20 protein-coding genes and 1 pseudogene are annotated in these 21,876 nt (G+C 41.7%); 3 read left to right on the top strand and 18 right to left on the bottom strand.

Annotated features, from left to right (window positions below; all coding sequences use genetic code 11):
- Window positions 1-24 precede the first annotated feature (24 nt).
- The 3 genes from AB5217_RS20850 to AB5217_RS20840 are packed head-to-tail and all read right to left on the bottom strand — an operon-like array spanning window position 25 to window position 1,146.
- Complete coding sequence (locus AB5217_RS20850; protein ID WP_004319684.1) at window positions 25-468, bottom strand: N-acetylmuramoyl-L-alanine amidase; 444 nt, start codon at window positions 466-468, stop codon at window positions 25-27.
- Window positions 455-646 carry a hypothetical protein gene (locus AB5217_RS20845; protein WP_004302306.1) on the bottom strand — a complete coding sequence of 64 codons (192 nt, stop codon included), beginning with the start codon at window positions 644-646 and terminating at the stop codon, window positions 455-457. Before AB5217_RS20845 ends, AB5217_RS20850 begins: the two co-directional genes overlap by 14 nt.
- Window positions 643-1,146, bottom strand: a complete 504-nt coding sequence (locus AB5217_RS20840) for an HU family DNA-binding protein (RefSeq protein WP_004305836.1) — start codon at window positions 1,144-1,146, stop codon at window positions 643-645. Before AB5217_RS20840 ends, AB5217_RS20845 begins: the two co-directional genes overlap by 4 nt.
- 193 nt (window positions 1,147-1,339) lie before the next feature.
- On the opposite strand from AB5217_RS20840, the gene AB5217_RS20835 reads away from it, so the two are divergent.
- Both AB5217_RS20835 and AB5217_RS20830 read left to right on the top strand, forming a co-directional pair.
- Window positions 1,340-1,570: a DUF4248 domain-containing protein gene (locus tag AB5217_RS20835; RefSeq protein WP_004302304.1), complete on the top strand. Its 231-nt coding sequence runs from the start codon at window positions 1,340-1,342 to the stop codon at window positions 1,568-1,570.
- A gap of 87 nt (window positions 1,571-1,657) precedes the next feature.
- Window positions 1,658-3,775 (top strand): BT4734/BF3469 family protein, encoded by a 2,118-nt coding sequence (locus AB5217_RS20830; protein ID WP_015532734.1) that lies wholly within the window; start codon window positions 1,658-1,660, stop codon window positions 3,773-3,775.
- 248 nt (window positions 3,776-4,023) lie between these two features.
- On the opposite strand, the gene AB5217_RS20825 is transcribed toward AB5217_RS20830, so the two are convergent.
- From AB5217_RS20825 to AB5217_RS20765, 13 genes and pseudogenes are all read right to left on the bottom strand, one after another.
- A complete protein-coding gene (locus AB5217_RS20825) occupies window positions 4,024-4,329 on the bottom strand; it encodes a helix-turn-helix domain-containing protein (protein ID WP_004325432.1) in 306 nt (101 codons plus the stop codon).
- 101 nt (window positions 4,330-4,430) lie between these two features.
- Window positions 4,431-4,676, bottom strand: coding sequence for a hypothetical protein (locus AB5217_RS20820; protein ID WP_004325430.1), 246 nt, complete (start codon window positions 4,674-4,676; stop codon window positions 4,431-4,433).
- A gap of 8 nt (window positions 4,677-4,684) precedes the next feature.
- Window positions 4,685-4,819 carry a hypothetical protein gene (locus tag AB5217_RS20815; RefSeq protein WP_022199423.1) on the bottom strand — a complete coding sequence of 45 codons (135 nt, stop codon included), beginning with the start codon at window positions 4,817-4,819 and terminating at the stop codon, window positions 4,685-4,687.
- A 123-nt stretch (window positions 4,820-4,942) separates the two neighbouring features.
- A complete protein-coding gene (locus AB5217_RS20810) occupies window positions 4,943-6,298 on the bottom strand; it encodes an MFS transporter (RefSeq protein ID WP_004308792.1) in 1,356 nt (451 codons plus the stop codon).
- 13 nt (window positions 6,299-6,311) lie between these two features.
- Window positions 6,312-7,217: pseudogene (locus AB5217_RS20805) on the bottom strand (glycerophosphodiester phosphodiesterase family protein).
- Between the two features lie 6 nt (window positions 7,218-7,223).
- On the bottom strand, window positions 7,224-8,978 hold the full coding sequence (locus AB5217_RS20800; RefSeq protein ID WP_230595666.1) for a PKD domain-containing protein: 1,755 nt from the start codon (window positions 8,976-8,978) through the stop codon (window positions 7,224-7,226).
- A gap of 28 nt (window positions 8,979-9,006) precedes the next feature.
- Window positions 9,007-10,161 carry a glycerophosphodiester phosphodiesterase family protein gene (locus AB5217_RS20795; RefSeq protein ID WP_008774983.1) on the bottom strand — a complete coding sequence of 385 codons (1,155 nt, stop codon included), beginning with the start codon at window positions 10,159-10,161 and terminating at the stop codon, window positions 9,007-9,009.
- 12 nt (window positions 10,162-10,173) lie between these two features.
- Complete coding sequence (locus AB5217_RS20790) at window positions 10,174-11,619, bottom strand: RagB/SusD family nutrient uptake outer membrane protein (RefSeq protein WP_004302289.1); 1,446 nt, start codon at window positions 11,617-11,619, stop codon at window positions 10,174-10,176.
- A gap of 19 nt (window positions 11,620-11,638) precedes the next feature.
- Window positions 11,639-15,181 (bottom strand): TonB-dependent receptor, encoded by a 3,543-nt coding sequence (locus tag AB5217_RS20785; protein WP_080706936.1) that lies wholly within the window; start codon window positions 15,179-15,181, stop codon window positions 11,639-11,641.
- Between the two features lie 159 nt (window positions 15,182-15,340).
- Window positions 15,341-16,303, bottom strand: a complete 963-nt coding sequence (locus AB5217_RS20780) for a FecR family protein (protein ID WP_032845127.1) — start codon at window positions 16,301-16,303, stop codon at window positions 15,341-15,343.
- A 63-nt stretch (window positions 16,304-16,366) separates the two neighbouring features.
- Window positions 16,367-16,963 (bottom strand): RNA polymerase sigma-70 factor, encoded by a 597-nt coding sequence (locus AB5217_RS20775; protein ID WP_004302285.1) that lies wholly within the window; start codon window positions 16,961-16,963, stop codon window positions 16,367-16,369.
- A 212-nt stretch (window positions 16,964-17,175) separates the two neighbouring features.
- Window positions 17,176-18,480, bottom strand: a complete 1,305-nt coding sequence (locus AB5217_RS20770; RefSeq protein ID WP_032845128.1) for an outer membrane beta-barrel protein — start codon at window positions 18,478-18,480, stop codon at window positions 17,176-17,178.
- 6 nt (window positions 18,481-18,486) lie between these two features.
- Complete coding sequence (locus AB5217_RS20765; protein WP_004305819.1) at window positions 18,487-19,035, bottom strand: RNA polymerase sigma factor; 549 nt, start codon at window positions 19,033-19,035, stop codon at window positions 18,487-18,489.
- 175 nt (window positions 19,036-19,210) lie between these two features.
- Here AB5217_RS20765 and AB5217_RS20760 point away from each other — a divergent pair, with 175 nt between their 5' ends.
- Window positions 19,211-19,933 (top strand): NigD-like protein, encoded by a 723-nt coding sequence (locus AB5217_RS20760; protein ID WP_004325420.1) that lies wholly within the window; start codon window positions 19,211-19,213, stop codon window positions 19,931-19,933.
- A 137-nt stretch (window positions 19,934-20,070) separates the two neighbouring features.
- On the opposite strand, the gene AB5217_RS20755 is transcribed toward AB5217_RS20760, so the two are convergent.
- Entirely contained in the window at window positions 20,071-20,751 is a 681-nt protein-coding gene (locus tag AB5217_RS20755) for an MIP family channel protein (RefSeq protein ID WP_004302280.1), read from the bottom strand.
- 146 nt (window positions 20,752-20,897) lie between these two features.
- Window positions 20,898-21,824, bottom strand: coding sequence for a hydrogen peroxide-inducible genes activator (locus tag AB5217_RS20750; protein WP_009000812.1), 927 nt, complete (start codon window positions 21,822-21,824; stop codon window positions 20,898-20,900).
- Window positions 21,825-21,876: the final 52 nt, after the last annotated feature.

The following is a 21,876-nucleotide window of genomic DNA, read 5'->3' as shown; positions in this document are numbered from 1 at the left end:
CCACAGTAATAAATAGGATAAAAATCACCATGTCTCTGCTTTCACCTCGAAACAGGGACACTCTTTGATCCGCTCCCAAGGGTCAACAATTCCATTATAATTGGTGTCAGGACTCAAGTCCCGATGACCGACCACCTTTGCATCCGGATAACGCTGCAACAGTTCGCGCACCAGGCGATGCAAAGATTCTTTCTGGCGGGAAGTACGCGTATCCGCTGCCTTTCCGTCCTCATCCAGTCCGCCTTCATAGCACACCCCTAAACTAATCGCATTAAAACCGCGTGCATGAGCACCCACCGTATCTTCATCCCTCATCGGCTCTATCTGTCCCGACTTGCGAATGTAGTAATGATACCCCCAACACGAAAAGCCCCGAAAGCGATGGGCAGTGTCCACATCCTTCGCCGTGAAGTCGCGATCGACACGGGTAGCAGAGCAGTGAATCACAATCAGACTAATCTTTCTCATCGTCCTTCTCCCTTTCCGTCGTTTTCACATTACACACTTCCTTATGGGTAGCATTGAAGCGCACCTCTCTCACAATTCTGTTCCGCTTTCTTTTTCCGAAGAAAGGCACAAGGAACATGATTACATCCAAAATCTTAGTTACAATTTCTTTCATTTGATCCAATATTAAAGTTATCATGCTGCCGGATCCGGAGCTTCTCCGCTTCCACCACCGTCTGAACCGCCACCGGAACCTTTGTCATCATCTTCTCCTTCATTGCCGCTACCGCCCGTTTGGGCCACCGCACGCGTCGTTACCTGCTGGTAGCTAAGAATCTTCGTGATGTCCGCCAACGTCTTTCCGGGACGGAAAATAATATGGGCAGCCGTAATCAGCGAACTTGAAAACTCCTTGACCGACACAGCTCCTTCACTGTTCAACCCGATCTGCAAACTGCCCAAATCACCCAACCGGACTATTCTTCCCGCTTTCAACGCACGCTTCGCCTCATAAAGAATACCCGAAATGGCGGCACGCACATCTGTCTCCGTACAGGTAGACCGACTGGTGATTCCTTCGCACAACTCTTCAAAATCCAACTCTCCCGAAGCCTGTGCCTGCGCGTAATACTTTGCCGACTCATCCTTTTTGGCAGGATTCTTGCGCGGCACTACTGAATAAGTTACTGTCATTGCCATAATAAAATAATTTTAAGATTTCACACATTTCGAACGCGTTCCTTATTTGTTAACGACATAAAGATAACACATTTTCCATCCTCCGGATTCCCCAACGAAGTTTCCTGATACTCTATGAATAATAATGACGTTATTCTTTTAATAAACCATTAATTTTCAGTAACTTTATAGCATAAACCAAACATCATTCATCATGTATTATCCGGACCAACCGTTTCTTATCCGCACTTATAAAAAGTCGGAACTAGCTCATCTTTACAACCCCAACGTATGCCTCAAAGTAGCCTTACAAATACTACGTCGTTGGATTGTCTACAACCTTCCGCTCCTGCAAGAACTCGAACAAGAAGGCTATCGTGCCCGCAACCGCCTTCTCTCTCCCCGGCAGGTGGCAACGATCATACGCTATTTGGGAGAACCCTAAGAACTTAATCAAAAAAACGAAAAGTTCCATTCTATTATTTTACAAACAAATTTCTTTGCAACCGCAAATTAAAAAGAACAAACTAACATGGATCATTTTACCATCTTTCAAGACTTTTACCGCGTCATAGCCGAAATGACAGAAGAAGAAATCGTATCGGCCATCAGCAACGGCACATACCGGGAAACGGTGGAGGACGTGCGCCGAATCTTCGCGGAACAAGGCGAGAAAGCAGCCAACGAAAAGAAAATAGAACTACCGGAAATCACCTTTTCAGCCAACTACCGGGGAGGACGTTCAAACGCAACTCTCGTCAAGTATCTGGGATACATCGTAGTAGACATCGACCATCAGACACAGGAAGCATTGGCACGCATCCTCGCACTGGCAAAAAAGTGTGCCCACACCCGCATCGCTTTCATCAGCCCCAAAGGAATGGGACTGAAAATCGTGGTACGTGTATGCCGGACAGACGGGACATTGCCCGAAACAATTCAGGAAATTGAAGATTTCCATCATGCTGCTTATCACAAAATCGCTTCCTTTTATGCCCAGCTCTGCGGAGTTGAGGTCGACACTTCCGGGCAGGATGTTAGCCGCACTTGCCTGTTCTCTTACGATCCGGATATTTATTTCAATCCCGATGCCACAGCTGTCATCGTGGAACAGCCACCGATGTTCTTCAAGTCTCAAAAGAAGAAAAGGGCATCCGGCAAAAAGAAAAAGACGACAGCACCAGACAACAATCCCCTCACCGAACAAGTGGCCCTCAACTACCATTCCTCGCACGCTTCCTTAATGGTGACTCTGAACTATTATCACAATAAATCCGAAAAGTACGTCACCGGCAACCGGAACAACTACCTGCATTGCCTAGCTTGTATGTACAATCGCTACGGCGTCCCCCAGGAAGAGGCGGCAGCTTTTATCAAGAGCCAGTTCACCGATCTTCCCGCGGATGAAATGGACGCACTGATCGGGAGTGCTTACGGACACAACGAGGAATTCGACACCCGCAAGCTGAATAGTACGCAGAAGCGAATGTTACAGATTGAGCAACATATCAAAGAAAATTACGATACACGCTACAACGAAGTGCTTCATATCATGGAATATCGCAGAAGGAAAACGGACACGGAGCAACCGGAACCTTTCCATATTCTCGACGAAATGATGGAAAACAGCATTTGGATGGAGATGAACGAACTGGGCTATTCGTGCACCGTCAAGACGATTCAGAATCTGATCTACTCCGACTTCAGCATCACCTACCATCCTATTCGCGAGTATTTAGACTCGCTACCTGAATGGGACGGAACGGATTATATCGGTATCCTTGCCAACAGCGTGCATACTAGTCACCAGAAATTTTGGGTAGAATGTCTGGAACGTTATCTGGTGGGAATGTGCGCTGCCGCCACACAAGACGATGTGGTGAACCACACTGTTTTGTTGCTTTGCAGCGAAATACAGAACATCGGAAAGACTACGTTTATCAACAACCTGCTGCCGCCCGAATTGCGCGCCTATCTTTCTACCGGTCTTATCAACCCGAGCAACAAAGATGATCTGGCTAAAATAGCGCAGGCGATGCTTATCAATCTGGATGAGTTTGAAGGGATGAGCGGACGGGAACTGAATATCTTCAAGGATTTGGTTACCCGCAAAGTAATCAGCATCCGCCTGCCATACGCGCGGCGTTCGCAGAACTTTCCTCATACGGCTTCTTTTGCCGGCACATGCAATTACCAGGAAGTGCTTCACGACACCACAGGTAACCGCCGTTTTCTCTGCTTTCATGTCGACTCGATGGAGTTTATCAAAATAAACTACGCGCAGTTGTATGCACAAATCAAGTATCTACTCAACAAGCCGGGGTATCAGTATTGGTTCACCCAGTCGGAAAACTCACGGATTGAAGAAAACAACGAGGATTTCATTTTCCACTCACCGGAAGAAGAACTGGTGTTGACACATATCCGCAAACCGGAACGTTTTGAAAAGGTGCATTATCTGACGGTCACTGAAATTGCGGAATTGATTCGCGAACGGACGGGGTATCAATATTCTCACGGAACCAAAGCCCAACTAGGAAAAGTGATGTCCAAACACGGCTTCGAATTTCATAAGGGAAAAAACGGGAGAAGATACACTGTATTCATTATTGATACGGAACAGGTGAAATCAAACAGGCTATATGAATAAGATTTCATCTCCTTCGCACGCAAAAAGGTGAGGGTTGGTGAGGGTACTTTTGCAACTTTTCATTTTTATATTTCTTATTTCTATTCTTCTATTTTCTAAAAAAAAAAAATACGAATGTTAGAAATTTACCCTCACCTACCCTCACCTTTTTCCTTTTTCTTCCTCTTCCTTCCTCAAAAAAACGGTGGGAAATTTGAAAAAGACAGTTATCTTTTTCAAATTTCCCACCATGTTTTTTTAATCGCTTCTTATAAAGACATCGAAAATTCGATCCTACAACCTAACGCATTCATGATGCGATAGAAAGTAGAAACCTTAGGTTCTGTCTGACCACTTTCCACTCTTGAAATATAAGAACGATCGGAACCGATACGCCGGGCTAACTCTGCTTGAGTGATCTTAGCCTTTTTCCTTGCGTCTTCGATAATTTGCCCGGTGTAGAAAGCATACGCTTTTTCTTCTGCTTCCGCACGAGTAACAGTTCCTTCCTTACCAAAACGCTCATCTATTAATGCGCTGACGTTAAAGAATTCCTCATTTGTTTTTGCTTCCATAATACTCCTTTCTTAATATCTTTGCTTTTTCAATTTCTTTCTTTGGAGGTCAATATACGAATTGTTGTTCAACTATACAACAATCGTCTTTTTATTTTATATTATTTTTCCTCAAATTCTCCAGCACGCTTTTTCTTCTCATAAGACACCAGCGTCTCTACACTAAGCGTTTTCCCATTCTTAGGGCTTATCACATCTACAACGCTTGCTAACGCACGAAAAGTCTGTTCGCAATTTGCTATTCCGTCATACGTCAACCTACCCCGATTGATGGCATCGAGCACAACAGAGACATATTGCTTCGGATTTCCCCGATACTCAATGGTGACAGGCGTGAGATGCGACATCTCTCGAGTCAGTTGACTGACGATTCTTTTTTTTGGTCGAGCAGCTCCATTAATTTTTCACTATGCACATTGATTTGTGCGGTTACTTCACGAAGTTCATCTTTCAATGAACACAATAATTCATCATTACATGAATTTTCCATAAAACATTATTAAAAAATGAATATAAAAAAGCCATTCCGGGAAGAGCAATCATTACTTACTTCCCGAAATGGTGACTAATACCTCGAAAACAAAGACTTATATTCTAACCTAATGTACTCACTTTAGCTTACTTCTTTTGATTTTGCATTCCAAACTAACAAAGCAAACAACACCGAAAGCAAAGTAGCCCCAATCCAAAACCAATTGATATAGGTGAAGTCATAAACATCAACTCCATTTTGAACGGTCTTTTGGCCTTCTATTAATATACCGCTCATCACATCTTGCAATCCGGCACCAATATAACTGGCAATACCGACTACTCCCAATGCAGCACCCGAAGCATTACGGGGAGCAATATCCACTGCCATCAAACCACCCAGAAAACAGATCAAAACTCCGATTCCTAAACCAAAAAGTACCATTGCCAACACATCTATCCAAAAATGAACTCCCGGAACTAAGAGAAACAGACAGAGAGCTATTACGTTCATCAATCCGAAAATTAACGCAGGGACATTACGACGTCCACCAAATAACTTATCAGAAATAACACCTGAAAACATAGTACCGATTATACCACAGACCGGACAAATAGAAATGATAAAACTGGCATCCAATGTAGAGTACCCCTTTTGAGCTTCCAAATAAAAAACGCCCCAACTATTGATAGCATAACGACTGATATACATAAAAGCACTCGAAAGAGCCAGTATCCAAATGGCAGGCATCAGCAATACCTGACGCTGTGCTTTATTAAAATCAGCCGTTTCTGTCTCACTCATTTCCTTTTTCTGTTTGGGAACATTCACCGAAGGAAATCCCATGCTTTCGGGAGTATCATGGAAGAACTTCCAGACGATCAACGCTCCTATCAATCCCACTATACCGGCTCCGAAGAAACCATACCGCCAGCCCAACACACTGACAATTGAGGCTATTATCAGAAAAGTCAACGCTTCGCCGATATTATGGCTCGCAGACCAAAAGCCATAGTATGAACCGCGCTCTTTGTCCGTGAACCAACGAGAAAGCCCTACTACACAAGAGGCTGCTCCCATAGATTGAAACCAGCCGCTAATCCCCCAAAGGATAGCGAACAGGATAAAAGAATTAGTAAAACCGAGACAGAGGTTAACCAAAGCAGTTATCAATAAACCGGTAGTCATAAAACGGTTGATATTACTACGGTCGGCAAGGAAACCGTTCGTGAATTTTCCGATGGCATAGGTGAAAAACAATACGGAACCTATGATGCCTAACTCTGTTTCCGAAAAAATGCCTTCATCTACAATAGGTTTCTTTACGACATTCAGGCTAAGACGGCACACATAATACATACCGTAACCAAAAGTCGCAGAAAGGAAAGTAGACCATTTCAGAAACTTCAGACGGCGAGCATCGGATGAAGACAAAGCTTCTCCGTTACAAGGTCTCGGCGAAGAGACCTTGTAAAAATTGATTAGTTGTTTCAACATGAAGAAAGTGCGTTTAGTCGTGAAGTTTCTTTTCGCGTAGATACTCTAATAATAGAGCTGGGCGGTCTGTTTGAATTAGCTTGGCTCCCTAGCCAATTATCCACCCCCAACTTTCATCCGGCTGATGAAGTTCTACTGCACGGTCGTCGTCATGCCCGCCACATAGTTCGGGCCAAAGCGAATTTATAAAAAGATTAGAGCCTGTATTACGTACTTTCTTTATCAAATTAAGAATCTCCGGACTGTCACTATCAAACACTAATTCATAAGCAGCAGGTTTCATATGTGTCTGATAACTATCAATGACAGCTTCCGCCCCGTCTTTATGAAGTTGTACAATAGGCATGAAGATTACCTTATCCAATACATCACCGTTTTCAGCCTTGACTTGTTCATAAGGAAGTCCGGCTTTAATAATACATTGCTGAACAGTTCCTGTTTCTTTCAAAACAGCATATACATCTTTGAAGTAATCATAGCCTTTATCAATATTAACAAGGATCTTACCTTTACATAATGACATTACTTCTTCCAATGTCGGTATCAAATGAGCTGTTTTATGCCCTGTACCACTTTTCAAACGGAACTGACGTAATTCTTCCAATGTATAGTCTGCCGGATAACCTTTTCCTGTTGTAGTACGATCAATTTTCTTGTCATGCATCAAAATCAGATGTCCATCCTTGGTTTTCTTCAGATCGATTTCAATTACATCTACCCCCATATCAATACAATTCTGGATAGCCTGCAGGGAGTTCTCCGGAGCATTACGCCAGTCAGCTCGATGAGAAACAACTAAAACTGAATTACTTGCAGGCTTCTGTAGATTCGCAATTATTTTATCCGAATGATTCTGTGCCTCTAACCCTCCTATTATCAGAAGGGTTAAAGCTATTAATATATTTATCTTTCTAAGCATATCTTTTTATTTTTGTAAAGCATTTCTTTTTGCATTCTGTCCGCGCTGTGCCCATGGAGAATTTGCAGGTCCTTCAATACCACAATCAATAGCTATCAATTTGCAGGCACCATTATCCTCATACGTGACATACACAATACCATAGTCAGCAATGACTGGTGACGACCAAATTTTAGAACCTAATTGTCTCTTATATTTCTCCGTACCATCAGCATTCAATATTATATAGTTACCGCCATCATCACAGATGTGAATATTTCCGTCACTGTCTATAGCTGGTGTTGTTCCTATTTCAGCGACAGAGGAATAACTCCATTTCTTTGCTCCTCCTTTAGTCAGGGCAACAACTTGGGCATTCGGATTCTTTGTACCCACATAGATGGTTCCGTCAGCACCGATAGCCGGTCCTCCCTGGTCAATCTTGCCCATAGTACCACTCGCCGGATATCTCCACAACTCATTACCCTGGTTATCATAAGCTGCAACCACTCCTTCAGAAAATGCCACATATACATTTCCTTGCGCATCAATAGCGGGATATACAGCTGCAGCCGTATTTCCTTTCCCTAGATTAGGAGACAAGTTCACACCATCTTGCGTAGTACGGGCAAATCCGTTCGCTCCCGACAAGGCTGAATAGATAACTCCATTCTGTCCAACCGATATACCACCATTAGCACCACCATTGGGAGATTTGCGTCTCCAAAGTTGTCTGCCGGAACTACGGTCAACCATGTGTACAGAACCATCCGTCCCTCTATTTCCAATCAAGATATTGCCATCACGAGACAAAGCAGGAGAAATATAGGGAATATTAGTACCAATACCTAGTTCATATCTCCACTTTTGTGTTCCATCCGGATGAATAGCATACAGACTGCTGCTTATGTTTTTGTCTGTTGTACTCGCACCCATATAAATAGTTCCGTCCGCACCTACCATAGGAGACGAACCTTGATTTCCTGCTCCTCCGTCCTTGCTTAAATCAAACATCCATTTTTGCTCTCCGGACGGCGAATAAGCAAAAAGGTGGAGTGCATTGGATGACACATATACATCCCCATTGTCACCAACAGCAGGAGAGATAGACCGTAAAGAAGAGGATACCTCAAACGTCTTATCCCAAAGGACAGTTACTCCGGATATAGAAGTATCACGAACGTATAAAGTAGCTTGCTTTGTATTTGTAGCTCCACGATCATCAGTAGCTGTCAGCTTTACAGTTACAAATCCTGTTGTCGTGAAAGTTATTTCCGGGTCTTTTTCTTGAGAAGTCTGCCCATTGCCAAAATCCCACTCGTAAGAAACAATTTCTCCATCCTCATCCACAGACTTATCGGTAAATTGAACTTTCTCATTCACTTTACAAATGGCAGGGCTATAGCTGAAGTTTGTAACCGGAGGCATATTCGTCGGACGAATCACAACAGTATGGGATGCAGTTGCATATCCTCCGAATTCATCTGTCACGGTTAATTTAATAACATAGGTTCCAGCCCTCTTATACAAAACGGACGCATCTTTAGTAGTAGCCCTATTCCCTTCCCCCTCAAATCCAAAATGCCAGAAATACTCTACTATCTCTCCTTCCGTCTTTACTGATTCATCAGTCAGATAAACGATATCACCGACCGTATATTCTTCTTTATCTATAGAAAAAGAAGCCTCCGGGGAGGTTGTCTGCCGCACTTCATCGCCGTCCTTACATGCAAATAGACAAACGACTGTCACTATCAGGAATATATATTTCTTCATAATCATTCTATTCATTATTTAAGATTAAAACCAATTATCTTTTACCTCTCTGTTTCAGATAGGCATCCAGCAACTGGGGATGGTCTGTCTGTATCAAATTAATCCCCTTCGACAAAATCAAGTCCACTCCTGTATAGTTTCCTTGTGTCATCTGTGTATCATAGGTATAACCATTCATATCTAACATATTAGTCGAGACAAACAGCCCTTTTGAAGATATGGCTGTCGAGAGCCCGCCATTTAATGTTTTCGACAAAGATATCTGGGCAAACATCACTCCTGGTTGCTGTGAAAGGAAATCTGCATGCTCCTCGTTTTCACACTGCGGATAAGGTATAGGAGCCGGCGAATAATCCAAAATATTCTGCAAGACATCCCGATTATTAGATGTATAAAAGAACACACGGTCTAACATCCCACAGCTTTTCACAACATCATACAGTTCTTTAGGAGACACTTTATTCAAGAAGTCCAAATCAAAAAAGATCTTTCCCCGCCCTGCAACCAATGCGTCATACAAAGAGGGGACCGTGTGATTGGTTACTGTGCCGTCTGCCAGCTTCAGACGATAAGACTGGAGCTGCTCATAAGTCAAATCTTTCACTTTCCCCTTCCCTGTAGTTGTCCTGTCTATGGTTTCATCATGCATCAACACAATTACTCCATCCTTTGTCATGCGAGGATCTACTTCTACAATATCTACAGCTCCCCCTAATTCTATACAACTTTCAATTCCAGCTATCGAATTTTCGGGAATATTCGGGTTGGAAGAATTGCCACGATGCCCCATTATCCAAACTTTTGCAGGGTCAAAGTGTTGCAAAGCATAACGTAAACTCTTGCCGGATACTTGTAATTTCTGCAGAGCCGCCGCTACATTGCCAGTCTTATCTGTCACCCTAACCGAAATATTATAACTTCCTTCTTTCGTAAACGTATATTCCAATTCAGGTTCTTCACCCAATGTCTGCCCTTCCATCGTCCAAACCACAGATTGGATGTCTTGCCCATCATTAAGAGCTACCTTCAGAACAACTTTCTCTTCTAATGCCGGATAGGCATTACTTGCCATAACTCTAGCAGTAATCGTTCCACTCCCCTGTTCTTCAATCGTACTATCATCCCCACAAGCAAATAAAACGACTGCTAATACTGATATATAAATGATATTTGAGATTTTTCTTATCATACTATTTTATTTTTAGTTATATCCTTCATTTTGATACATTCTTGTCGGATCCAGTTTATGTTCATCATACGGGATAGGCAACAAAAAATCTTTCGCAGAGAAATTTGGATTCTTCGCTTTCATGTGCTCCAACAGTTCCTGACGAGAATAAAGACGTAACAAATCATACCAATACTGTCCTTCAAAAGCAAACTCGACTCTTCTCTCACGAAGGATCGCATCGCGCAAACTACTGCCGGAATAATCATCCAGACCAGCACGTTCGCGTACCATGTTCAAATAGCTTACCGCATCATTCTCGCTCAAATGCATTTTCACTTCTGCCAACATTAATGCGACATCGGCATAACGAAGCACAATCCAGTTATTCGCCCCATAGCCATTTATGTCATCGAGATCTGTGTACTTCTTCACATAATTAACGTTCTGTGACGTACCGCACGAGATAGCCTTACGCGTATCTCCCGATTCATAGGCACTCATCATATCAGACGTCGGTATATTATTCCCCGTCCCCGTTTTCTGCGAAGTAAGCCCCGTCTGGGAAGTGGGTTGAAATATATAGGCGTAATTTGAGGCTAAACTGGAGTTGCCTCCTTTATACATCACCTGAAAAATATTCTCTTGACAGAATGTTTGAGCTTCCTTATCAAAAACATCAGCATAAGGGATATCTTTCAGGCTTGTAAAAGGTTTCATGTTCCATGCTGCAACTAAATTTGTTTTCGCAGATTGCAGATTTGAAGTTCTTTCCGACTGAAAATCAGAATCAGCAGCCATTGTCAAGTAAACTTTGCCCAATAAAGCATACGCAGCAGCTTTTGAAGCACGGCCTACCCCATTACCCGTTTGAATATCCGGCAATTCACTATTAATAACCTGTGTCAAATCGGAAATAATCAAATTATAGACTTCGCTCTTTGGCTGGCGGGCAGTATATTTCTGAATTTCATCTTTCGTCTTTAGTTCTTTGGTTACGATAGGGACATCTCCAAACTGCATTACAAGATGAAAATAAGTCAATCCACGCAAGAAATACATTTCCGCCTTTTTCTGGTTTTTCACAACTTCATCCTTAAAAGGAATATCATCTATCTGATCCAATATTATATTAGCTCTTGTCACGCATTTATACAAATCTGCCCAATGAGTTTTCACTTGTGCATTATCTGTTGTCAATGTATAGTTATAAAATTGATAATTAACCCCATTTCCTGCTCCCGGATCCTGCAACGTGGTGTTTTCCGAACGAACATCTGTGTATAAATACATATTCTTATAATACCCGTTTCCTCTCAAAGCTGCATACGCACCATTCGCAGCCATTGCAATATCATCTTCGGTCTGATAGAAAGTACTGGCCGGAATCTTATTTGGATTGGTTTCTTCCAGAAAACTCGTACAACTACTGCAAAACAATAGCGAACTTACTGCGATAAATACTATGTATTTTTTCATAATCTGATTCTTTATTTATTTAAAAAGTTATTTTTGCTCCTATACTATAAGTACGTGCCAAAGGATAAACCCCCCAATCAAAACCGGGTAACAGGTTATTACCTTTATAATCCACTTCAGGATTATATCCTTCATAATCGGTCAATGTGAATAAATTGTCAACACTGACATATAGCCTCAACGCCTGAACGCTCACTTTCTGCATCCACTTCACCGGAAAATTATACCCCAATGTGATATTTGCACAACGGAAATAGGAAGCATCATCCACCATATAAGAACTAAGCCGCTGACTGGTATTAGGAGTGGAACTACGCGCTGCACGAAACACTCCGCCGGAACCCGGATTTTCGTCAGAATGCCAACGGTTCAAAACAGATGCCAACTGATTGCCGGAGCCTTCCATATTGTACAGATAATATTTCTGGAAGTTTATTACTTCAGCTCCTTGAGAACCGGTAAATGTCGCTCTCAAATCAAAGTTCTTATAAGAGAAATCGGTACTGATACCGTATGTAAAATCCGGGTAAGCATTGCCTAGAATTTCACGGTCGTTTTCTGTAATCAAACCATTCTTATCAACATCCCGCCATTTCACATCTCCCGGATGTATGTTATTATAATTAGGAACTGCCGGTCCTATCAACTGATATCCGTCAGGAAATTTGCCATTAACCAGATTGCTTTTATCAATCATTATATTGGTGTAATCCTTCTCGGAAATAATACCATCAGCAATGTAGCCATAGAAAGAGCCGATAGGAAGCCCGGAACGGGTCACATGGCTTACCACATTGCGCTCACTAACTAAATACAAATCATTAATACCACCCAAATCGACAACTTTATTTCGATTTACTGATATATTAGCACTTACATTCCATTTAAAATCTCCTGTCAAAATACGCCCGTCTATTTGGAAATCAACTCCGCTATTACGTACTTTTGCATTTTTCAAGTTTGTTTTTACACTGGAAGAGCCCGATATGGATGATATAGGCTGGTCGTACAACAAATCATACGAAAGACTATTATAATAGTTACCTATCAAGTTGACACGACCATTGAATAATCCCAAATCAAACCCTACATTGTATTGGGATGTTTTTTCCCATCCGATAGCCGCATCTTTGAAAGTTCCTTGCCAATAGGCTGTTTCGACAGTATTACCATATACGTAACCACCTTGAGACATAGTAGCTGTATGCTCGTAGTTACCAATATTGTTGTTTCCACTCAATCCCCAACTGGCACGAAGTTTTAAGGATGAATTATTACCTAACAAATCCTGATAAAACTTTTCATTCGATATAGTCCAACCTAAAGAAATAGAAGGAAACCAACCCCAACGGTTTTCTTTTCCAAAACGTGAAGATCCGTCAGTTCTTACTGTACCCGTCACTACATAGCGATTATCGAATGAATAGTTTACACGTGCCAGATAAGACATCATTGTCCATGCAGCCTTTCGGGTATCGCTGCTATACAAGCCTATATCGGAAGCATTCGGACCATGCGCTGTCACTTCATGAATACGGTCGTCGGGAAAACCTGTTGCTTCAACGGCTACGCGGTCATAAGTTTTTTTCTGTAAGGTGTAGCCCACTAAAGCATTCAGGCGATGTTTCCCGAATTCACCATTATAATTTAACGTAAACTCTCCCAAACGGTCAATATCACGATTTGTTATGTCACGAGCTTTCACACGTGCCTGAACAGCATCCGAATTGGGCATATCACCATCTTGTCCTACAGTACGCGGACGATAGTAATTATAACGGGAAGTATAATATTGAGTTCCCAAATTGGCTTTAAACTGAAGCTGTTTCAATATATCATAAGTGATATTAGCATTGAAATTCATTCGGCTTGACTTGTTGCGGATATCAATTTCATGAGCAAGTGCCACGGGATTCTCGACCATCTGATAGCCATCAGCTTTCATCGCAATCTGATTTCCGACTGCATAAGTTCCATCCGAATTATATACAGGGAATTGAGGAAACATTAATAGAGCACTTTGTACGACACCATCATTTATATAACGACCGTCTGCTTGAACCTGTCGTTCCGAAACATCAACAAAAGAAAAGTTTACTCCAACTTTCAAGCGTTTCGTGACTTCTGCATCTACATTGGCACGAACATTCAAACGCTTATGTCCGGAAGGAGCTATAATTCCATCCTGATCCAGATAACCCAAACTAAAACGATATTTCAAGAAATCCTGTCCTCCTGTAACAGATAGATTATGACGATGCATCGGAGCATTCCCATAGATGGCGTCCTGCCAATCTGTATTGTAAGTAGGATCGACCGGTTTTCCGGTTGTGAAATCAAAAAACAAATCAGAAATGCCCACTTCATTCAAGTTAAAACCTTTTGAAGCTCTTATTGCATTATCATCCAATGGGTTCCATGATTTTCCAGCAGCTTCTGCTTTATCACGATAAGAATTATTACGGGCTTCAATCACCAAATCCCTGTATTGATAGGCATCCAGCAACTTAATCTTACGCTCTACTTGTTGCATACTAAACTGATAGTCATAATCAATACGGGCTTTTCCTGAATTCCCCCTCTTTGTGGTGATAAGTACCACGCCACTGGCACCGCGAGAACCATAAATGGCTGCCGAAGCTGCGTCTTTCAATACGTCAATAGTTTCGATATCCTCGGGATTGATATATACATCTTCTGAAGCCGGATATCCATCAATCACATAGAGAGGTGTTGTACTAGCTGAAAGAGAGTTCGTTCCACGAACTTTAATCTTCACTCCTTCTCCCGGCGCACCACTTGTCTGCATCACCTGTACACCAGCGACTTTACCTACTAAAGCTTGTCCGGCAGTTGCTGCTGAAAGAGATAATTCACTAGCCTTAACACTTGCCAAAGAACCTGTAAAATCACTCTTACGCATAGGAGTATAGCCAACGACTACGACTTCTTCAATCATCTTACTATCTTCCTGCAGAACAACTTTCGCCATATTTTTATCGGTAGCACGAAGTTGAACGGGTTTATATCCGATGTAGGAAACTGTTAGTTGAGATGTTTCAGAGACATCATTGATGGAAAAATTACCATCTAAATCGGTTATTGTTCCATTAGATGTACCCTTGACCACAACACTAGCACCGATAATAGGCTCTCCATGCGAATCAACTACGGTTCCCGAAACCTTTATATTACGCTGCTTTTCTTGTGATTTACGAATCAATACAATGACATTCTCTTGCTCTTTCTTGTAGGTTAACTCCATTTTACCCAAAAGTTGTTGCATGGTTTGTTCAATCGTTGCATCTTTCACATTTAACGAAACTTTTTGGTTTAACTCCGGAAGGCTCTCATTGTAGAAGAATTTGTAATTGCTTACTTGCTCGATTTTCTTTAAAGAGGCTCTCAAAGAGATGTCTTTCACATTCACCGTTATTTGAGAATAAACGGTAAAAGAGACGCTTAAAAACAAAAGCAGACAAATAGCCCGCAGTGTTTTCCAGTTCTTACTTCTCCCCACGTTTGTTTGAGGGAGTTTTTCAAAGGTTGTTTTGTGCTTCATATATCAAAACTTTTAAGTTGTTTGATAGGTATACAGACTACTATACTCACTCGTCCAATCGCCTATCAGACTTTAACTCTCGTTAACTTATTCAATTCAGAGAACAAAAAAGCCATTCCTAAGTAGTGGGCTTCGGAATGGCTCTATTCATTATTTTTTCTACAATTTCTCTTTCAAAACTATCACCGAACCGTCCATTTCATAATAGAAAGGTGAAGTTAGCATCAGAATATTCAGCGCATTCTGTATGCCGCCTCCCGGAATGGTTCCGGTGAAATATTCATTAGGTAGTTTATTGGAGTCGAAACGAATCTCTACGTCATAAATACGTGAAAGAGTTTTCATGATATTTTCCAAAGATTCTTTCTCAAAGTACATATTTCCTTTCGTCCACTCAATATAGTCAGTCGGATGCACTTGAGTGGCTGTTATCTTATGAGTGGCTTTATTATATTCTATTTTGTCGCCGGGCTTCATGATATGCGATATTTTCTGCGCATAGACCCCTACTTTTCCTTCCAAAAGAACGACTGTCACGTCTTTGGCATCTTCATAGGCAGATACATTAAAAGAAGTACCGAGCACTTTCACTTCCAAATCACCGATTTGCACAATGAAGGCGTGTTTCTCATCATGGGCTACTTTAAAATAGGCTTCACCATTCAGTTGCACACGACGCACATTTTCTCCGAAGTTATTCAGGTAACTTAATTGGGAAGCTGAATTGAGAACAACATTTGTTCCGTCCGGCAATTCGATGGTTGCTTTATCTCCTTTGCCCGCTTTCACAATAAAGGGTGTTTCTGCCGTTGGAGAAGAATCTAAAAGATAGTAAGTGAAGAAAGCGACACAGACAGGTAATAAAATGGCAGCAACCCATTTCCAAGGGATGATACGGAGGGGGCGCACTTCCTTGCCCAAAGTCTCTTCTTTGATCCGGGCAAAAAGTTTATCACGCAACACTGGGTTCATGGAGGAATCCGATCTCTCAAACTCTTGTTCCCACCAGTCATGCAACTGACGGTCATTCTTTATCCAGTCTGACAGTTCTTTTATCTCGACATCCGTGATCGTTTCTTCGAAATATTTTTCAATTAGCTCTTTATAATGTGTCTTATCCATCTTTCCACTTATTTACAAGTATACATTTTCATCCTACTTCCCATCCAAAAACAAGTATTACTATTACATTTCATTAACAAAAAAGGCCAACAAAAGGGTAATTACCTTATCATAATGCTTCATCAACTGTTCACGCATAAATTTCACAGCCAAAGATAATTGGGTAGCAACCGTACTTTCGGAAATTCCCATGATTTCGGCTATTTCTTTATTTGTGTAATTCTGCCTTTTGCTCAAAATGAATATTTTCTTCCGTTGCGCAGGCAGTTCTTCGGCAAGAGAATCGATATACTCATTCAAAAAGCGCAGATCAATATTCTCTTCTGTCTGTGAATCACGGTCTACGCTACTTTTCATGAGATATTCATTGTAAACATACTCTACGGTCTGACGCTGATACATATTCATCAATAAGTTTTTGGCAATCGTACAGAGAAAAGAGATAAACGAGGAAGCCGGGTCTACTTTTTCATGCACTTCCCATATACGAATGAAAGTGGCTTGTACCACTTCTTCGGCCATATATTGATTGCCGGAAGAGAGTCGCATAATGAAATTGTACAGTTTGCCACTATACATATTATACAATCTTTCGAATGCCTGAAAGGAACCGCCTTTTAAGTCGATTAATAAATGTTTTTCATCTGTAGAATCTACCATATCTTAGAATTTTGCAACAAAGGTATGCAGCCATAGGTCATAAACAGGTGACAATATTATTAATATTTTCTCAATTATCCGACTTTTCTGAAGAAAAAGATAGTAAATAGCAAATAGTAACGCCATCCGGTCAGGATAATGACGCTATCCAATCAGGATAGTGACGGTATCCGAACCGGATGGCGTTACTATATTTAGTGAGGTAGTTCGTACTAATAAGTCAGACGAACACCTGCTTGTATGTTGAAGTTAAACGGATTCTCTTTACGTATAGTCTGTATATCGGAGCCATCATTGAAATAATAAGCAACACCCGGTTCCACGTAAATACCCAAACGTTTCGTTGCATTGATCTGCGCACCTACACCACCGGATACCGAGAACTGCAAAGGCTTCACTGTTTCTTTTTCAGATCCTAGCTTTCCATAAACACATTTCTCAACCATACCTCCACCGGAAACATAAAGAGTGACGAGTTTCTTATCCAGGAAGTTCCAGTTGGCACGCAACGGAATACCGATATAATGCAGTTTCTGCTCTATCTGTTGTTCTTCACCTGCCAGTTTTGCATCCGAAGAAAGCAGCGTATAAATCAGTCCTGTCTCAAGAGAGAATCCTTTAGCTAAACCTTTACGAACGGACAATCCGAAAGAAATAGGCTGATGATGTTTAATGTCAACCACCTGTTTTGCCTGACGCAGGTAAGGTACTCCATCTTCGAAAACCAATGTTTGGTCATTAGGAATCGTCTCCATCAGACCGTTGGAAACTGAAAGCATACTCACACGTGACATATAAGCATGAGATCCGGCACCTACTTCTGTTGAAGCACCTCCTGAATTTCCTACCGAAAGTCCCATTGACCATGTTCCCTTTTGAGAAGATCTTTTTTCTGTCGGAATATGAAGTTTGTCTTTACCGGAAGGACGACGCGGTCTGTTATTCGATCGCTCTGTATCCTGTGACTGTCCCTGACTGACATCTGTATTTTCTGCCTGCTTCGGTTCATCTTTTACATTTTCAGTTTCTCCATTTCCTTTTACATTCTTATCTTCCTCACTCAAAGAGTCTTCTCCATTTCCTGTTGAAAGTTTATTTTCATTACCGATCCCTAATGGATCTACACCTGTTTTCTGCTCCGTATGATTCCTGTCGACTTTCGCCAAACGATCTTCGCGAGTTACCGGCCGTAAGACAGGTTCCACAGCAGTTCCCTGCATATCCGGTTGTTGCACACCCGGCAATGCATCGGGCGTGGAAGCCAATGCCGGAGTTTGTATATGACGTATTTCATCCGCAGCGGGTGTCCCTAGAAAATACAGACTTACTGACGAAACGACAGCTAATATTATAATAGCTGCAGCAGCCATCATCCATTTTCGATAAGGATATATTTTCTTCTCCACAGGAGGCATAAGTTCTTTCTCCAGTTGTTCCCAACCGGAAGCAGGCGCCGGTTCGGAATAATCCGCAAGCTTCTCCTTCAACTTATTCATCCACAATTCTTTCTCTTCCATCTCTATCTATCCATTATGCATTATCCATTCTTTTACTCTTTTTGCTAATACACTCTTCGCACGAAACAGTTGCGAAGCTGAAGATTTTTCATTGATACCTAATACCTGTGCGATTTCTTTATGCGATTTGTCTTCAAATGTATAAAGATTAAACACAGTACGATAGCCGGCGGGTAATTCTTCAATAAACTGCATCAACACATTTTGTGGTATCGCTTCTACATCGGAAGCATCCGGCTCTTCATATTCTTCGGGCAACTCTTCCAAAGGTGTCGACTGATTAATCACATCATTTTTCCGAAGATACTGTAAAGCTGTGTTGACCATCACCCGTTCCATCCAGGCTCGCAAAGAGCCTTCACCCCTCCAGGTGAACTTATCGAACGAATCGAATATCTTTAAAAAACCGTCGTGAAGCAGATCCTGGGCTGTATCCCGGTCGCCGGTATAGCGTAGACAGATGCCAAGCATACGCCCCGCATACTGTTCATACAGTTCCTTGCGGGCCCGGTTATTACCCAGCCTACATTGTTCCGACAACTCTATTTCTTCCATTCTCTTATACACGTGTTTACCTTATAAATGCAGCAAAGATAGAAATACTGCATAGAGAGAACAACTCTTTTATCACTTTTGTTTCTTTAACAGATCCGAATGCAATATTTTCTATCCTCTTGCATTTTCACTACAGAAAACATAAATATTATAAAATCTAAAACCTAGTAAGTATATGAAGAAATTTAAATTCATTGCCTTTATCTTTGCTATTATGACTACCATGCCGATTCTCCAGTCATGCTTGGACGACGATGATAATTCGTCCGATCTTCTGGCTATCAGCACCATCAATATGATTAGCCAGGATAGCAAGGAATTTTATTTCACTTTGGATGACGGGAAAAAGATGTATCCCAGCAACTCACAAGGATGGAACAATGAAGATTGGGTGGAGGGACAAAGAGCTTTTGTGATATTCAACGAGCTGGAAGAGCCTGTGAATGGATACGACCTAAATATTCAGGTGAAAGGTATCAATCCAATCTTAACCAAAGACATCGTCACAATGGGTGAAGATGACAACGACGAAGAGAAAATCGGAGATGATAAGATCAACACGACTTATATGTGGATCAATAAGGATAATAAATATCTGACGATTGAATTCCAATATTACGGAACACATAGTGAAGATAAAAAACATTTCCTGAATCTGGTGATTAATGACAAAGAAGAGACTGCTCCCACTGCTGACGAAGGCAATGCGGAGGACGAATATATCAATCTGGAATTCCGTCATAACAGTGAAGGAGATGATCCTCAACGTTTGGGTGAAGGATATGTGTCTTTCAAACTGGATAAGATTAAAGACCGGATGGAGGGGAAAAAGGGACTAAGAATTCGTGTCAACACCATTTATGGCGGGCCGAAAACTTATGAAGTGAAATTTCCTTAGACTTAGACGACTAATCTAATGTGAACATGCGAAACACACTCTTTTTTAATATAATATATTAATTACGCAAAAGAGGGCGGTAGTTGTGAAACTGCCGCCCTTTTACTTTCTTCTTTATATTCTTTCTTCTAAAAGAGTTATTTCTTATCTCCCAGATAATTCCAAACAACTGCACTCAATGCAGCTCCTACAAATGGAGCAATGATGAACAGCCACAACTGCGACAATGCTTCTCCTCCTTGGAATAATGCCGGAGCAATACTACGTGCCGGGTTTACAGAAGTCCCTGTGATAGGAATACATACAATATGTACCAATACAAGAGTCAAACCGATGGCAAGTCCTGCCAGATTGCCTGCTCCCTTCTTCGGATCGGTAGAGCCGAGCACTACCAATACAAATATGAAAGTAAATACTGCTTCCGCAATAAATGCCTGCAACATTTCTCCATCACCAAAACCATTCGAACCTGTCGCTGTAGGCCCGTCATGAGCACCGGTAGAAACTAAAGCAAAAAGAATAGCCGAACCGATAATAGCTCCGATTACCTGGAAAATCATATACATACCTGCATCTTTTCCATTCATACGACCAGTCAAAAACACTCCTAATGTAATAGCAGGATTAATGTGACATCCCGAAATACCTCCGATAGCATACGCCATCGCTACTACGGATAAACCAAAGGCTAAAGCTACGCCGATTGTTCCCACACCAGCACCTACTGTATCAGCCAAACCACCAGCAAAGACGGCGCTACCACATCCCATAAGAACGAGCACCATCGTTCCAATCATTTCTGCAATGTACTTTTTCATAGTAATTAATATTGTTTTTGTTTACTTTCCAAAAATAAGCAATTCAGACTAGAAATCAAAACATATCCGTATTATTATAACGCAACTTTGCTACATTTTTTACAGAAAGAGATTGTTCTCGATGGAAAAAGGGATTCCCTAATGTGCTATAACAAACATTGTATGGACTGTAAAGAAAGCATTTCCTTGGGAACCGCCGCCTTTATTTCCTCTTTCAGGACGCATAAGAGACTGTGGCGAATAAAATCTTTATTTGTTACCAGTACCACTTGCCGTGTAGGTCGGGGAATGGCAAACGGACGTACCAACTGCCGCTGTTCTTCCGTCAATTGCATCACTGCCAATTCGGGAATAAAAGTGATTCCTTTTCCACTTTCTACCATTCGCATAAAGGTTTCCATACTTCCCAAACGATAGGCCATCTGATTAACCTTCACAGCCTCCATCTGACAGAAACGGACGAGTTGATCGCGAAAGCAGTGTCCTTCGTCCAAAAGCCAAAGATGTTCGCCTGTTATATCAGAAGTACGGATCATATCATGCTTGAAAGAGGATTCTTTTCGTGACACATAAGCGTAAAATTGCTCATAGAAAAGAGTTTCTTCTGTCAAGAACGTATCTTCCAGTTTGCTGGCAATAATTCCCGCATCCAAATCTCCGGCATGCAAAGCCTGCTGAATATCCTGTGTCTTCATTTCCGTGACACGAATATCCAGTTCGGGATATTTTTCCATTAGTTGAGGAAAAAAGCGAGGAAGCAGATAGGGAGCGATAGTGGGCAATACTCCCAAGCGGAATACGCCTGACAATGACTGTTTATCTTCACTGATTATTTCTTTCACTTGAGCTGCCTGCGCCAGAATCACGCGAGCCTGGTCTATCACTTTCTGTCCGATGGCTGTCGGACAAACGGGCTGTACTGTCCTATCGAACAACTTTACTCCCAGTTCATCTTCCAGTTTCTGAATCATTGCACTCAAAGTAGGCTGCGTCACACGACAATATTCAGCTGCCCGTGCGAAATGCCTGAACTGGTCTACAGCCAGTATATACTCTAATTGTTGTATCGTCATCTATCAAATCTTATTAAGTTATAGATTTCATCTATGCAAAGATAGAAATTTT

This window comes from Bacteroides sp. MSSM.1001136sp1_RTP21357st2_D2_RTP21359_211015 (genome assembly GCF_040913205.1).
In the GTDB taxonomy this organism is placed as follows: Bacteria; Bacteroidota; Bacteroidia; order Bacteroidales; family Bacteroidaceae; genus Bacteroides; species Bacteroides ovatus.
The sequence above is the reverse complement of the archived record's forward strand: the minus strand, read 5'-3'. Positions and strand labels throughout refer to the sequence as shown.